Origin of the sequence: Zeaxanthinibacter enoshimensis, assembly GCF_004362865.1 — a bacterium.
Lineage (GTDB): Bacteria > Bacteroidota > Bacteroidia > Flavobacteriales > Flavobacteriaceae > Zeaxanthinibacter > Zeaxanthinibacter enoshimensis.
This window is the reverse complement of sequence record NZ_SNYI01000001.1, coordinates 513,473-527,854: the sequence shown is the minus strand read 5'-3', so window position 1 is coordinate 527,854 and position 14,382 is coordinate 513,473. Positions and strand designations below refer to the sequence as shown.

The window sequence follows — 14,382 nt, the reverse complement described above, 5'->3', positions numbered from 1 at the left end:
AAAATCCGGAAACTTTAATTCTGTCTTTTTCCTTATTTTTAAAGCTTACAATTCACGAAATAACACTCTATGAAAACTACCGCATTCAGGTTCAGCGCTTTACTGCTGCTCCTTATGCTGTTGCCGTTTTCTCTCTCGGCACAGAAAAGAAAAAAACATCAATCACAAACAGAGCAGTACCCGCAGGAATTATATTCCAGCATGGAATACCGCCTGGTCGGACCCTTCAGAGGTGGCCGCTCAGCTGCCGTAACCGGTGTGCCGGGACAACCAGACCTGTTCTATTTTGGGGCAGCCGGGGGAGGTGTATGGAAAACCACGGACGGGGGAAATACCTGGACAAATATCTCCGACGGCTATTTTGGAGGCAGTATCGGTTCAGTCTCAGTCGCTGATTCTGATCATAACGTGATCTATGTCGGAGGTGGGGAAAAGACCGTCCGGGGGAATGTTTCTTCCGGCTATGGAGTCTGGAAGTCAGTAGATGCCGGGAAGACCTGGAAAAGCATGGGGCTGGAAAAGAGCAGGCATATCTCGCGAATGCGTATTCACCCGGACAATCCCGATATCGTTTATGCTGCGGTAATGGGGAATATTTATAAACCCAGTGATGAACGAGGAGTATTTAAGACCACGGATGGAGGAAAGACCTGGAATAAGGTCCTTTTTGCCAACGACATGGCCGGAGCGGTAGACCTGATCATCGACCCAACCAACCCGCGTATATTATACGCCAGCACATGGCGGGTGCAACGTACTCCTTACAGTCTGAGCAGCGGTGGAGAAGGCTCGGCACTTTGGAAAAGTACAGACAGCGGTGAAAACTGGGAACGAATCTCTGATAACAAAGGATTTCCCCAGGACACCCTCGGTATCATAGGAGTTACTGTTTCTCCCAAGAACGGGGACAGGGTATGGGCCATTGTGGAAAATAAAGAGAAGGGTGGACTTTACCGTTCCGATGATGGCGGGAAGACCTGGACCCAGGTGAACGACGAACGTAAATTAAGGCAACGAGCCTGGTACTATACCCGTGTTTATGCGGATAGTGAAGATGAAGACAAGGTCTATGTCCTGAATGTGCGATATCATCGATCCACCGACGGCGGCAAAACTTTCGAGACTTTTAATGCACCACATGGGGACCACCACGATCTCTGGATCGCACCTGAAGATTCCCAGCGTATGATCATAGGTGACGACGGGGGAGCCCAGGTTTCCTATGACGGGGGTGAGAACTGGAGCACCTACCATAATCAACCGACAGCCCAGTTCTACCGGGTTACCACAGATAACGCATTTCCGTACCGCATCTATGCCGCCCAACAGGATAACAGTACCATCCGGATCAAGCATCGCAGTGACGGTCGTACGATCTCGGAAGAGGATTGGGAGGAGACAGCAGGAGGAGAATCGGCCCATATAGCGGTCGACCCTGAGAATAATGATATTGTATACGGCGGTAGTTACGGAGGCTTCCTGACCCGGGTGAACCATGAGAACAACACCACCCGCGCTATCAATGTATGGCCGGATAATCCCATGGGTTATGGGGCGGAAGGAATGAAATACAGGTTCCAGTGGAACTTCCCTATTATCTTCAGTAAACACGATCCTGATAAGTTGTACACCTTCTCTAACCACGTACACCTGTCGACCAACGAAGGGAAAAGCTGGGAGCTCCTCAGTGATGACCTGACCAGGAACGACCCCGAGAAACTGAAATCAAGCGGGGGTCCTATCACCCAGGACAATACCGGGGTTGAATATTATGCCACCATTTTTGCAGCCGATGAAAGTCCACTGAAAGAAGGATTATTATGGGTGGGGAGTGATGACGGATTGATCCATATTTCCAGGAATGGAGGAGAAACCTGGGAGAATATAACTCCGTCTAACATGCCCGAATGGAGCATGGTGAACAGCGTTCATGCTTCCGCATTTGAGGAGGGTACCGCTTATGTAGCAGCGACTCGCTACAAACTAGGGGATTTTACTCCATACCTGTATAAGACTAATGATTATGGGAAAAGCTGGTCCCTGATCACTGATGGGATTCCCTCAGAGCATTTTACACGTGTGGTAAGGGAAGATCCGGAACAAAAAGGATTACTCTATGCCGGTACAGAGACCGGGATGTATATTTCCTTTAATGACGGAGCGCATTGGGAGCCGTTCCAGCTGAACCTCCCTATCGTGCCGATCACAGATCTCGCCATTAAGGATAATAACCTGATCGTAGCTACACAAGGACGAAGTTTATGGATCCTTGATGACCTCTCTGTTTTACACCAGCTGGACGCCGGTATGAAATCTAAAGAGGTAATACTTTACCAGCCTAAACCGGCATACAGGACCAAAGGAAGGTCATTGAGCCAACCCTCAAAAACCGAAGGGCAGAACCATCCGGCTGGGGTGGTGACCCATTTTTATCTTAAAGACTTATCTGAAAAGGACAGCATCTCATTGGCCTATACTAATATGGCAGGGGATACCCTTGCAACATTTTCGAATACGGCTAAGGAGAAGGATAAAAAGCTTGAAGTAAAGAAAGGCGGGAACACCCACGTATGGGATACACGTGGAAAAGGCGCCGAAGAGCTGGAGGGGATGATCCTCTGGTGGGCAAACCTTGATGGACCGCAGGCTGCTCCCGGAGATTACCAGGTGCATCTTACCGTTAACGGGCAGAGCAGTACCCAGCCCTTTAAGATTATCCCGGATCCAAGGGCAGAAGTTTCTGTGGCTGATATGAAGGCACAACACCAATTTATCACCGAGGTGAACAAAACTGTGGATGAAGCACATCAGAGGATTAAGAAGATCAGGAAGATCAATGAACAGTTAAAAGCCTTTAAAAAGCAGTATAAGGGTAAAGAAGCCACTAAAGAATTGGTAGAAAAAGCTGATAAGATGATCTCAGATTTTGAAGAGATAGAGAAGGCATTGTACCAAACACAGAACAGGAGCGGACAGGACCCTTTAAATTTCCCAATCCGGTTGACCAATAAACTGGCACACCTGAACAGTCTTGTGGGGATGGACGACTTTCCGCCGACGGAGCAGGATCTTGCAGTAAAAGCAGAGCTTACCAACGCGATCGAAAAAGAACTAAAAACTTTTAATGAATTGGTCGATAAGGAAGTCGCCGAATTCAATAAGGCGTTTAATGCCCTGGAACTTAATTACCTCTACTTACAGGAGTAACGGTCAACTGGTATCAATTATAAACCCAACGAGTTCCTTCAGTGGAAAGCGTTGGGTTTTTTTGTGGCAGGATATTCTAAGTTACTTGGGAAAACAGGCCCGGGGTCATCGCCTACTGGGGTAGGAGAGCAGGCTGCTTTTCGAAATAGGTGAATAGTTACATAGGTACAAAGGGACAGAGGGACAAAGGTGACATTGGTGACAAAAGGGACAAAGAAGATTAGTGGACGTCATATGGTCACGCCGTCAAACTGAGCACTGCACAGCTACTTACAAACCAAAACCTGCCAGGCTGAAAAAACGCCCGGACAGGTTGTCTTAAATTATCGGATCGAGGTCATCGTCGGATCCGAAGTATTGATATCCACCACGTTTTTCCAGCTGCCATCGGGTTGCTTTTTCCAGATGGTCACCGCGTTCATGTAGTTTTTTTGTAGCTGACCGGTAGAGTCGTTCCAGGTAAACAAGGTTCTTTCAAGCAGGTATCCCATATCTCCTGATTCCGAGATATGTGCCTCGTAAGGTTCCCAATCAACGGACCAGCCCGGGATACTGTCCGTTTCCTTTAGCATAGCCATGATCTCGTCATGACCCCTGAGTGCAGGTCGCCCCTGCGGCAGCAGGATAGCATCTTCATGCCAGTAACTTAGGTATTCTTCGTTGGTAGTCGAATTAGCCCAGTCGCGGCTGGCTTCCATCAGTGCTTCCTTTTCGGCTTCAAGATCTACTGCTTGTTCCGTTTCCTTTTCTTCTGCACAACTGGATAATACTAAACAGCATAGCAGTAAAAACCATAATTGCTTCATAGTGAGTACGTTTAATTAAATGATCCTGTAAGGTTAGGGGGAAAGAACACTAAGTTAGGATATTTTTTGAATACATCCGACCGACATTTTCTTTAGCTTGGAAGTGAGGAAAGAGTATACAAAACCAGGAAGGGAATTGGAATAAAAGTCACAGGCGTTTGTTCGTTATCAATGGCGACAGCAGTACAGAGGTTGTCCGGACAGGTTAAGTTATTCTTTGGGGGAATGCCCCCCTCCCCACTGACAAGTTAAATCCACTTTCTGCAAAAAACAAGCAGTGAAAATGCTCTTTTCATTACAAGAACCAGCAACGAGGTAAGGCTTTGCTCAGAGATTTTCTAAGTTCCAAAACACCCTTAGATTATCTCTTATAAAACCCTAACTTTATCCTCCAAAATGGGCGACTACTACAACTATATCAAATCGCTGCACCTGATCTTCGTGATCACTTGGTTCGCCGGGCTGTTCTATATGCCGCGATTATTTATTTACCATATAGAAGCGGTGGAAAAAGGGGGCGCGGAAAAAGAGATCCTTTCCCGGCAGTTAAAACTGATGAGCAAAAGGCTATGGAATATCATTACCTGGCCCTCGGCTATCCTGGCTGTGTTTTTTGCCCTCTGGTTGCTGCACCTCATGCCCTCCTGGGTAAGTCAGCCCTGGATGCAGGTGAAACTGGGATTCGTGGTACTCCTCATTGCTTACCACCTTAAAACCCATACGATCTATAAAAAATTACAGCGCGATGAAGTGGTGTATACATCCCGTTTTATGCGGATCTGGAATGAAGGGGCCACACTGTTGTTGTTCGCGATCGTATTCCTTGCCATCCTTAAAAATGCCTTTAACTGGATCTACGGGGTAGTGGGTATTTTTGTGCTGGCCATCTTGCTGATGCTGGGCATACGGCTCTACAACCGGATTCGTAAGGATTAAATGTTATTCCTGAACACCTCAAAAGAAATTTCTCGCGTTAATTCTAATTTTATTTAACAGAGCCGAAGGGCAAACCAACCTGGTTTGATATTTGCTATCTTTAAACCCAAAGCCTGCAACCTTGCTCCAGAAGATTTCGCTCAGATCACGCATTTTCGTAACCATGATATTATTGGTGGTCATGGCCTCCGTACTGATTGCCGGGGTTACTCTTTACCAGTACCGGGAACAGTCCAAGGATTATCACCGTGGCCGGCTGGAGCGAAAAGAACAACAGATACAGCAAAGCATAGCCTACACGTTTCAGGAGACTACCTACCCCGTGACCGAAGAAAACTTGCAGTATATTTTTAAAGATGAGATATACCGGATCGCTGATGTACAAAATGTCAATTTCAATATATATAACCTCGAAGGAGAACTTATCCGCAGCTCCAGGCCGCAACTGACGGTAGATTCCCTTTCCATGTGCCTGGAGGCAGAAGTTCTCAATCGGCTAAAAGAAAGTGTTGATAAGCGTTTTGTCGAGGATAATATGGCAGCAGGAGATAAATACCTCGCTTCTTATACCTACATCCTGGATCCCAAATTTAAGCCTGTAGGGATTTTGAACCTACCTTACTTCGAGGATAACTCTTTTAACGATATGGAGCTGAGGGAATTCCTGATGCGGCTGGGAGGTGTATACCTGGTGATGTTGTTAATGGCAATTTTACTGGCTTATATCGTTTCTACCTACATCACAAGGTCGCTGCAGACCATTTCGGATAAAATGGGCAAAACCGATTTTACTAAGCGTAACGAAAAGATATTTGTTGAAAAGCCTTCCCAGGAAATAGGAAAACTGATCGATGCTTATAATGCAATGATCGATGAGCTGGAGCAGAGTGCCGCCAAACTGGCTCGAAGCGAAAGGGAACAGGCATGGCGGGAAATGGCCAAACAGGTAGCCCATGAGATCAAAAACCCCTTAACCCCGATGCGCCTGAGTGTTCAGAGTTTTGAACGCAGTTTTAACCCGGATGACCCGGAGATAGACAGGAAGATCAGGGAGTTCTCAAAAACCCTGATCCAACAGATCGATACCATGAGCAGTATTGCTTCGGCATTTTCTAATTTTGCGGAAATGCCGGCTCAACAGAACGAGACCCTGGATGTGGTTAAGATCGTAAAACTGGCATTAGATATTTTCAATGAAAATTACATTCACTTCATCGCCGATGAAGAAACGATCATTGCCAAATTAGACCGGACACAGCTGATCCGGGTAGTGACCAACCTGGTGAAGAACGCTATCCAGGCAGTCCCGGAAATTTCCGATCCGCGCATCCTGGTCACCGTATCTTCAGAAGGTAAATTTGTAAAGATATCCGTTGCTGATAACGGGGTGGGAATTTCAGACGATGTCAAGGATAAGGTCTTTGAGCCTAAATTTACCACAAAAAGCAGTGGGATGGGCCTGGGGCTTGGAATGGTCAAAAATATTGTGGAAACCTATAAAGGGAGTATTACCTTTACATCCCAGCAAGGAAAAGGCACTGTATTTACGGTCTTATTCCCTAAAGAAGTGTAACCAAAAAAAAGACAGAAATGAATTTCGGAAATATCCTTATTGAAGCCACCGCACCTATAGCAACCATAACCATAAACCGGCCCGATAAGCTGAATGCCCTGAATAAAGCAACAATCGGAGACCTGCATGATGCTTTTACAGCTTTAGAATCTGATCCCGAAATTCGTGTAATCATAGTAACCGGTTCCGGTGAGAAAGCCTTTGTAGCCGGGGCCGATATCGCGGAGTTCTCGTCATTTTCAGAAAAAGAAGGAAAGAAATTAGCACAGAAAGGACAGGAAGATCTCTTTGACCTTGTAGAGAATCTTAAAACCCCTGTTATAGCTGCGGTCAACGGATATGCCCTCGGCGGTGGCTTAGAACTTGCGATGGCCTGTCATTTCAGGATCGCCAGTGCTAATGCACGCATGGGCCTGCCCGAGGTTTCCCTGGGCCTGATCCCGGGTTATGGCGGAACCCAACGCCTGCCACAGCTGGTCGGGAAAGGCAGAGCTATGGAAATGATCATGACAGCCGGAATGATCGATGCTGAGACTGCGCTGGATTACGGTCTGGTGAACCACGTTTGTGCGATCGAAGAATTACAGGACTATTGCCAGAAACTCGGGGCGAAGATCGCGAAGAACTCTCCCGTGGCTATCAGCTATGCAATAAAAGCTGTAAATACTGGTTTTAAGTATGATACGGATGGTTACCAGGCCGAGATCAAAGCATTTGGTAAATGCTTCGGGACTAAGGATTTCAAGGAGGGTACAACCGCTTTCCTGGAAAAACGAAAGCCCGATTTCCCTGGGGCCTGAGAATTCCGTCGCCCAAACCAAACCTGTATGAGAAACCTGCTAGCCCAACTTCTATTGGTGTTGGGCATTGCCTGTGGTACTGCCCAGCAAATGCCCGTCAACTACACCTTCGGGGAAAAATTCAATGATAAATACCGGTATTCCAACCTGCTTTCCTCTGCCGAAGATGGATCCGGGGGATATGTACTGGTCCGGGCTTATTATACCGGACTCATACTGACCCCCAAAGGTTATTTCATAGAACAGTATGACAGTGACCTGAATTTGGTGTCCGAGGTGAATTACAAACTGAAAGGCAAGGATTTTGTAGAGGGATATGTCAGTAACGGGCAGGTATACCTGCTCTTCCTGCAATATAACCCGGAAGCCCTGGCCTATGAATACGTGGTGCACAGGAGTCCTGTAGGGCAAAACCAGTTCACCGTTGAAAAACTCCTTACAATTCCCTCAGAATTTGTAAATAACCCCTTAGATCGAAATTATTACAACCGGAATTTCAGTTCCGGGTTTACAACGACCGTACTTTTCGATGATGCGCGATCCGCCTTTGTGATTAGCACCCATTATAAAAAGAATAAGGTCAATAAACACGCTATCCATGTTTTTGATACCTCGCTCAGGAAACTGATGGAGCACGACTTCTCTGCTGAGGTCGAGGATAAGAATTACGCTTTTGAGAACCTGGCCGTTTCTCCCGATCTGGGCCAGGTGTTTATTGTAGGAAAAGCCTATTATAAGAAAAAGCGGTTCTCAGCACTGGAACGTAAGTTCCAGTACGAGCTTATTAAACTGGATGGGACAGGCCACCAGGTACAGACCTTTGATATCGAGGATAAATATTCAGAATCCCTGAAACCCCTGTGGCACGAGGGAGAGATCATTTGTGTCGGTTTCTATGCCGATCGCAAAGACAACAGGTATAACGGATTGTCGTACTTCAGGGTAGACCCCCGTAACCTGGAGATCACAACCAGGAAATATAACGCCTTCTCGCCACAATTCATGTTTGATAAATTTGGAAAGGAGAACGCAAAATTTGTCAAAGACCTCGTATTTAAGAATGTGAGTTTTGGGCCGGATAACGATATTCTGTTTAATGCCGAGGAGTATTTCGTGACGACCAGCACCCAGGCTAACAGCAGTGGGGGCCGCCTGAGAGTAGAAAGGTTTCATTATAACGATATTGTGAGCGCCAGGCTGGACGCAGAGGGAAATATGGCCTGGGCGCGGAATATCAATAAAACAGAAGTGACCCAGGGAGATGGGGCATACGCTTCTTATAGTTCGTACACCCTGGGCGGTAACACTTATTTCTTTATCAGCACCGCATCAGAAAATCCTCAATTGCTGAACCGGGAGCGATTAATCTTTAAACAGGGGTTTAGCCGTAACCGGAATGTATTTGTCATCCGCCTTGATGAACAGGGGAAAATGGATTACGAAAAGATCATCGATAACGAAGAGGCAAGGCTTCCGCTGATGGTCTCCAAACCTCTTATAGACCATGATGACGAAGAGCTGCTTTTCTATGCCAAGAGAGGCTCTAAGAAACAATTGGTGCGCGTGGAGATGCGTTAATTCACAGCAATTCATATTTAACATCAATAAGGGCTTTAAATAATGGAAAATTTCCATAATTTTGGAATAAATCCATTAAATGAACCCAGATACTTTCCATAAGGGCCGTGGGGCACAACAAAATCCCGACAATAAATTCCTGGAGCATCGCTACGAGACCAGGGATGACTTCCTGGAATATATGCAGGCAGAAGGGGAGGATCTGGGCCCGGGTAAGACACAGTACCTGCCTATCTTCCCTAAGACAATTGTAAATAAGGTCACGAGCCCTGATGTTGGCATGAACTGGTCGCTCAACCCTTACCAGGGTTGTGAACACGGTTGCATCTATTGCTATGCGAGGAATTCTCATGAATACTGGGGATATAGTGCCGGGCTGGATTTTGAAACGCGCATCCTGGTCAAGGAAAATGCGCCGAAACTGTTAGAGGAAAAACTGCGAAGTAAGAATTGGAAAGCAGAGACAATTGTGCTCTCGGGAAATACAGACTGTTACCAGCCTGCTGAAGAGAAGTTCAGGCTTACCCGTGCCTGCCTCGAAATATTCTTAAAGTACCGGCACCCGGTGGGGATCATTACCAAGAATTCGCGCATACTACAAGACCTGGACCTTCTTAAGGAATTAGCAGCTCATAACCTGGTAGGGGTAAACATCTCGGTAACCTCCCTCTCGGAAAAGACCAGGCGTATCCTGGAACCCAGGACTGCCACCATTGCACGACGGTTACAGGCCATTCAGGAACTTTCTGCAAATAATATCCCAGTCAATGCCATGCTGGCTCCTATTATACCCGGTATCAACAGCCATGAAGTATTACCGATGGCCAAGGCGGTTGCGGATCACGGGGCAAGGTCTTTTTCTTTCACCGTGGTACGATTGAACGGCGCCATAGGGCAGATCTTTTCAGAATGGATCAGGAAGGCAATGCCGGATCGCGCAGATAAGGTTTTACACCAGATAGCGGAATGCCATGGAGGTAGTCTTAACGACAGCAGGTTTGGAATCCGTAATAAGGGAGACGGTATCCTTGCCACGCAGATCCATGATATGGTGAAACTGGCCAAAAGACAATATTTCAGAGATCGTGTCTTTCCCCCTCTGGACAACAGTTTACATCAGCAATATAAAAAAGGACAGCTCAGTCTGTTCTGAGCTGTCCTTTATAAGTTATATGAGGTTTGCTTTAGGTAAGTTCCCATCCTTTACGGTACTCGCCACGAACCCAGTCATTAGCTTTCTCGTAATTGGTCACCCGCATATTCTCTCCGTCCCATTTCAGTTTCATTCTGCCTGGGTAATTAAATGGATCCCAGTCGCCTAATTTCTTCCCGGGCTTCAGTTCTTTGTGCTGAAAAGCCTTAATGGCCAGGTTCCCCATCAGTACTGCTTCGGTAAGAGGCCCGGATTTTTTGAAATCGGAAGAAGTAGAAGTCCCGTTCAGGCATCCTTCAACCCAGTTTTTCTGGTGTCCTTCCGTATCCCCTTCAATCCTTTCCAGGTAGGGTTTCGGTTTATTCAGCAGGTCCATCATACTGGAAGGGAGGATTCGCGCATTCCTGGAGTAAACATCGGTTACCAGGATTCCTTTAGAGCCATAAAAAACAGTACCTCCACCGGTATCCCCTATGGTCTCTCCATCTTTCAGTTCATCCGGAAGATCGGGCATGATCCCGCCATCGTACCAGTTGAGGCCAATAGGTCCGTGGTTAGGAGTATCGAATTTTAAACGTACGATAGAAGATGAAGGACAAGATTCGTTGTAATCTGCCTCTACAAAATCACCCACCCAGTTCGTGGTACAACTGGCCTCTGCTTCGGTTGGATATCCCAGGTCCAGGACACTGAACGGAGTTTCCATGATATGACATCCCATGTCGCCCAGTGCACCTGTACCGAAATCCCACCAACCTCTCCATTTAAAGGGGAGATAGGCATTATTATAATCCCTCATGGCAGCAGGTCCCAGCCACTGGTTCCAGTCCAACCCTTTCGGGATAGGATGCTTCTCTGTGGGAACGGGGACTCCCTGCGGCCAGACCGGCCTGTTGGTCCAGCAGTCGACCCGTTCTATCTTCCCGATAACCCCGCTGTCTATCCATTCCCTGGCTTCCCGGCTACCGTCACTGGATGCTCCCTGGTTCCCCATTTGGGTCACGATCCCATTTTCACGGGCGGCTTCCGTCATCAGCCGGGCTTCGCGAATCGTATGGGTAAGGGGTTTCTCCACGTATGCATGTTTCTTAGCGCGCATAAAAGGTAATGCTATGGTAGCGTGGTTGTGGTCCGGGGTGGCCACCATGATGGCGTCGATATCTTTCAGCTGGTTGTCGTAAACTTTTCGAAAGTCAGTATAGCGTTTTACGTCAGGGTATTTCTTATAGGTGTCTGCAGCCCGGCGCTCATCTACATCGCAGAATGCGACGTATTTCACTTTGCCGGTACGGTCAAGGCCATTCATCACCCCTGCGCCTCTTCCGCCAACGCCAAAAGCGGCTACATAAAGTGTATCAGACGGAGGGACATGTCCTTTTCCCAAGACAAAACTGGGCACAATGGAAAAAGCCGCAGAGGTTGCTGCCGCATTTTTAATAAATTTTCTTCGCTGCATGGGTAGTCATTCATTTTTAGGTGAATGCTGAAGATACATAAAAATTCTATTGGCAAATTGGGAGCCGGGACGAGTAGTAAATTAAGATAGGATTTTGAAAAAATATTAGAGGCGACCGTTCCATTCGTCATAAAACTGCTGCAGGTAATTTAGCATAAACTGGTGCCTGCCTTCGGCCAGTTTCCTGCCCGTATCCGTTTTCATCCCATCTTTAAGTAACAGCAGCTTTTCGTAAAAATGGTTGATGGTCGGGCCCTCTGATTTCTTGTATTCCTCCTTGGTCATATTCAGCTTAGGCTGAATTTCAGGATCGTACAAGCTACGGTTCTTAAAACCACCGTAATTGAAAGCCCTGGCAATCCCTATGGCACCTATCGCATCAAGTCGGTCGGCATCCTGAACCACCTGCAATTCGCGCGAGTTGAACTGCTTTTTATTCCTGGAGAGGGAGTTCTTAAATGAGATATGCTTGATGATCTTTACTACGTGGGTGATAGTCTTCTTGGGAACTTCCAGGGAGTTGAGAAATTCCCGGGCCATTTTTGGGCCTATTTTTTCATCACCGTCATGAAATTTTGCATCGGCGATATCGTGGAGTAAGGCAGCAAGGCTGACCACCAGGACATCTACCTTTTCATCCTTGGCGATCAGCAGGGTGTTGTTAAATACGCGTCGGATATGGAACCAGTCGTGCCCCCCTTCTGCGCCCCGCAAGGTTTCCTTGACAAAGGCAATGGTTTGTTCTACGATCTCTGCGTCGGTCATCAGCTGTTCTTTATACTTTCCTTTATTTTCTTTTCTACTTTTTCCAGCAGGGCTTCGGGGTCACTGTTCTGTTCCATCGGGGCATGTACCTGCATCTTCAGGTGGCTGCCGATACCATGGGGGAATTTACCGTAGCGCAACATTTTCCAGGAATTATTGATAGTAATTGGCACCACTAGCGCCGAGGGAGCTGTTTTCATCAGTATCCTCAGGCCCATCAGCTGGAAGTTCTTGGGATGGCCATCCCGACTCCGCGTACCTTCAGGGAATATTACAGCTGCCCGCTTAGTTTCCTCAATATATTTGCCCAGTTTAGAGATTTCGGTAAGTGCCTGTCGTGAATCTTTCCTGTTGATCAGAACTGACCCTCCATGGCGTAAATTATAAGAGACACTGGGAATTCCTTTGCCTAACTCCATCTTACTGACAAATTTCGGATGGCAGGCTCGCAGGAACCAGATGATCATCGGGATATCATACATGCTCTGGTGATTGGCGACCAGGATCAAGGGACGGTCCCGTGGCAATTCGGATTCCTTGACGAAAGAATAGCGCGTACCCAGTAAATGGGTCAGGCGGAGTATGCCGAGGTTCATTATGCTCACGCTTTTCTTATGTGCCTCGTATCCGAAGACATTCAGGCAGATCCACTGAATGGGATGAAAGATCAGCAGCAGCAAGCCGAAAAAGATAAAATAAACCACCGTTAACGGGTAGGCGAGTATTTTTCTCATGACTCAAAAATAAAAAACCGCCCGGATACGAACGGTTTTTAACCAATATTATACTTCTCTGTAACGGGGTATTACACCCGGATCTTAACAGTAATCGTTGTAAGCTTCCTTCAGGTTCTCCGCGATTAGCTCTGCAGGTCTTCCTTCAATATGGTGACGTTCTATCATGTGCACCAGTTCTCCATCTTTGAATAAGGCCATGCTCGGAGAAGAGGGAGGAAAAGGAACCATCAGGTCGCGGGCGGCGTTCACTGCCTCTGTATCTACCCCGGCAAATACGGTAACCAGGTGATCCGGAGTTTTGCAGTTATCGAGGCTCATTTTGGCTCCCGGACGGGCATTGGCAGCAGCACATCCGCAAACTGAGTTAACCACAACCAGGGTGGTACCCTTTTGATTAATGGCTTTTTCAACGGCTTCAGCGGTATATAATTCTTCAAAACCGGCAGATGCCAGGTCTTCTCTCATAGGTTTTACTAATTCTGCAGGGTACATATGCTTTTTGTTTTGAATTTCAGGCTACAAAGATAACCAATTCAAAGCACTTTACACAGTTGTGGCTTAGGGAGAAAACCGGGCTGCTAATCCTGTGCAATGTCCTATATTTGCGTAAATTTTCAATAAAGCATGATCAAATGGATAGCGGCAATCCTGGGCTATTTTTTCTTCAGACTACCCGGGGCATTGATTGGATTTTTCCTGGGCAGCCTGTTGGATTCACAAGGCAGGGGAGGAGGAAGGACAGTCTTCAGTGATTTTACAAGGCAACAGGTTTCACCATCCGATTTTGAACTGCACCTGCTGTCTCTCTGTTCCATAGTGATCAAAGCAGACGGGCAGGTAAGTCAGCGGGAGCTCGACTATGTCCGGCAATATTTCCTCAGTACTTATGGGAAGGATAAGGCCAACGCTATCTTCCGCACCTTTAACGAGGTTGTTAAAAAACGAGAGATATCCGCCCAGAATATTTGTTCCTTCCTCAACCAGCGTACCCGGTATGAAGTGCGACTTCAATTGCTGCACTTTCTCTTTGGGATCGCCCAGGCTGATGGTTCGGCAAGTCCGGCAGAAATTGCGAAACTTTCGGAGATTGCCGGCTACTTGAGAATAGGTTCACATGATTTTGAGAGTATAAAGGCGATGTTCGTGAAATCTGCCGATAACGCGTACAAGATCCTGGAAATTGAACGCAGTGCTACGGATGAAGAAGTAAAAAGGGCCTACAGGACGATGGCTAAGAAATATCACCCGGACCGGGTGATCACCAAGGACGAAGCAATTAAAAAAGGGGCTGAGGAGAAATTCAAGGAAGTCCAGAAAGCATACGAGCATATTCAGCGCGAACGTGGACTATAGACAATAATACCGGTATTT

General features: G+C 47.0%; 12 protein-coding genes. 7 read left to right on the top strand and 5 right to left on the bottom strand.

Annotation, left to right across the window (positions count from 1 at the left end):
- Window positions 1-69: 69 nt before the first annotated feature.
- Window positions 70-3,207: a WD40/YVTN/BNR-like repeat-containing protein gene (locus CLV82_RS02345; protein ID WP_133642687.1), complete on the top strand. Its 3,138-nt coding sequence runs from the start codon at window positions 70-72 to the stop codon at window positions 3,205-3,207.
- A gap of 323 nt (window positions 3,208-3,530) precedes the next feature.
- Here the strand turns inward: CLV82_RS02345 and CLV82_RS02340 are convergent, their stop codons facing one another.
- Complete coding sequence (locus CLV82_RS02340) at window positions 3,531-4,013, bottom strand: YybH family protein (RefSeq protein ID WP_133642686.1); 483 nt, start codon at window positions 4,011-4,013, stop codon at window positions 3,531-3,533.
- A 396-nt stretch (window positions 4,014-4,409) separates the two neighbouring features.
- Here CLV82_RS02340 and CLV82_RS02335 point away from each other — a divergent pair, with 396 nt between their 5' ends.
- From CLV82_RS02335 to CLV82_RS02315, 5 genes are all read left to right on the top strand, one after another.
- On the top strand, window positions 4,410-4,949 hold the full coding sequence (locus CLV82_RS02335) for a CopD family protein (RefSeq protein ID WP_133642685.1): 540 nt from the start codon (window positions 4,410-4,412) through the stop codon (window positions 4,947-4,949).
- A gap of 163 nt (window positions 4,950-5,112) precedes the next feature.
- On the top strand, window positions 5,113-6,522 hold the full coding sequence (locus tag CLV82_RS02330; RefSeq protein ID WP_133643437.1) for a sensor histidine kinase: 1,410 nt from the start codon (window positions 5,113-5,115) through the stop codon (window positions 6,520-6,522).
- Between the two features lie 17 nt (window positions 6,523-6,539).
- Window positions 6,540-7,322 carry an enoyl-CoA hydratase/isomerase family protein gene (locus CLV82_RS02325; protein ID WP_133642684.1) on the top strand — a complete coding sequence of 261 codons (783 nt, stop codon included), beginning with the start codon at window positions 6,540-6,542 and terminating at the stop codon, window positions 7,320-7,322.
- 27 nt (window positions 7,323-7,349) lie between these two features.
- Window positions 7,350-8,900 (top strand): hypothetical protein, encoded by a 1,551-nt coding sequence (locus tag CLV82_RS02320; RefSeq protein WP_133642683.1) that lies wholly within the window; start codon window positions 7,350-7,352, stop codon window positions 8,898-8,900.
- A 79-nt stretch (window positions 8,901-8,979) separates the two neighbouring features.
- Window positions 8,980-10,053, top strand: coding sequence for a PA0069 family radical SAM protein (locus CLV82_RS02315; RefSeq protein WP_133642682.1), 1,074 nt, complete (start codon window positions 8,980-8,982; stop codon window positions 10,051-10,053).
- Window positions 10,054-10,084: 31 nt separating this feature from the next.
- On the opposite strand, the gene CLV82_RS02310 is transcribed toward CLV82_RS02315, so the two are convergent.
- The 4 genes from CLV82_RS02310 to CLV82_RS02295 all read right to left on the bottom strand — a co-directional run bounded on the left by CLV82_RS02310 (window position 10,085) and on the right by CLV82_RS02295 (window position 13,503).
- Window positions 10,085-11,509 carry a Gfo/Idh/MocA family protein gene (locus CLV82_RS02310; RefSeq protein WP_133642681.1) on the bottom strand — a complete coding sequence of 475 codons (1,425 nt, stop codon included), beginning with the start codon at window positions 11,507-11,509 and terminating at the stop codon, window positions 10,085-10,087.
- A 105-nt stretch (window positions 11,510-11,614) separates the two neighbouring features.
- Window positions 11,615-12,274: an HD domain-containing protein gene (locus tag CLV82_RS02305; protein WP_133642680.1), complete on the bottom strand. Its 660-nt coding sequence runs from the start codon at window positions 12,272-12,274 to the stop codon at window positions 11,615-11,617.
- Window positions 12,274-13,008, bottom strand: coding sequence for a lysophospholipid acyltransferase family protein (locus tag CLV82_RS02300; protein WP_133642679.1), 735 nt, complete (start codon window positions 13,006-13,008; stop codon window positions 12,274-12,276). The genes CLV82_RS02305 and CLV82_RS02300 overlap by 1 nt, the downstream gene beginning before the upstream one ends.
- An 84-nt stretch (window positions 13,009-13,092) precedes the next feature.
- Window positions 13,093-13,503 (bottom strand): BrxA/BrxB family bacilliredoxin, encoded by a 411-nt coding sequence (locus CLV82_RS02295; RefSeq protein WP_133642678.1) that lies wholly within the window; start codon window positions 13,501-13,503, stop codon window positions 13,093-13,095.
- 132 nt (window positions 13,504-13,635) lie between these two features.
- On the opposite strand from CLV82_RS02295, the gene CLV82_RS02290 reads away from it, so the two are divergent.
- Entirely contained in the window at window positions 13,636-14,364 is a 729-nt protein-coding gene (locus CLV82_RS02290; protein ID WP_133642677.1) for a tellurite resistance TerB family protein, read from the top strand.
- Window positions 14,365-14,382: the final 18 nt, after the last annotated feature.

What these genes read in the sequence shown, in the direction of transcription:
- CLV82_RS02345 (WP_133642687.1), top strand. Translation starts at nt 70, where the DNA reads ATGAAAACTACCGCATTCAGGTTCAGCGCTTTACTGCTGCTCCTTATG.
- CLV82_RS02340 (WP_133642686.1), bottom strand. Translation starts at nt 4,013, where the DNA reads ATGAAGCAATTATGGTTTTTACTGCTATGCTGTTTAGTATTATCCAGT.
- CLV82_RS02335 (WP_133642685.1), top strand. Translation starts at nt 4,410, where the DNA reads ATGGGCGACTACTACAACTATATCAAATCGCTGCACCTGATCTTCGTG.
- CLV82_RS02330 (WP_133643437.1), top strand. Translation starts at nt 5,113, where the DNA reads ATGATATTATTGGTGGTCATGGCCTCCGTACTGATTGCCGGGGTTACT.
- CLV82_RS02325 (WP_133642684.1), top strand. Translation starts at nt 6,540, where the DNA reads ATGAATTTCGGAAATATCCTTATTGAAGCCACCGCACCTATAGCAACC.
- CLV82_RS02320 (WP_133642683.1), top strand. Translation starts at nt 7,350, where the DNA reads ATGAGAAACCTGCTAGCCCAACTTCTATTGGTGTTGGGCATTGCCTGT.
- CLV82_RS02315 (WP_133642682.1), top strand. Translation starts at nt 8,980, where the DNA reads ATGAACCCAGATACTTTCCATAAGGGCCGTGGGGCACAACAAAATCCC.
- CLV82_RS02310 (WP_133642681.1), bottom strand. Translation starts at nt 11,509, where the DNA reads ATGCAGCGAAGAAAATTTATTAAAAATGCGGCAGCAACCTCTGCGGCT.
- CLV82_RS02305 (WP_133642680.1), bottom strand. Translation starts at nt 12,274, where the DNA reads ATGACCGACGCAGAGATCGTAGAACAAACCATTGCCTTTGTCAAGGAA.
- CLV82_RS02300 (WP_133642679.1), bottom strand. Translation starts at nt 13,008, where the DNA reads ATGAGAAAAATACTCGCCTACCCGTTAACGGTGGTTTATTTTATCTTT.
- CLV82_RS02295 (WP_133642678.1), bottom strand. Translation starts at nt 13,503, where the DNA reads ATGTACCCTGCAGAATTAGTAAAACCTATGAGAGAAGACCTGGCATCT.
- CLV82_RS02290 (WP_133642677.1), top strand. Translation starts at nt 13,636, where the DNA reads ATGATCAAATGGATAGCGGCAATCCTGGGCTATTTTTTCTTCAGACTA.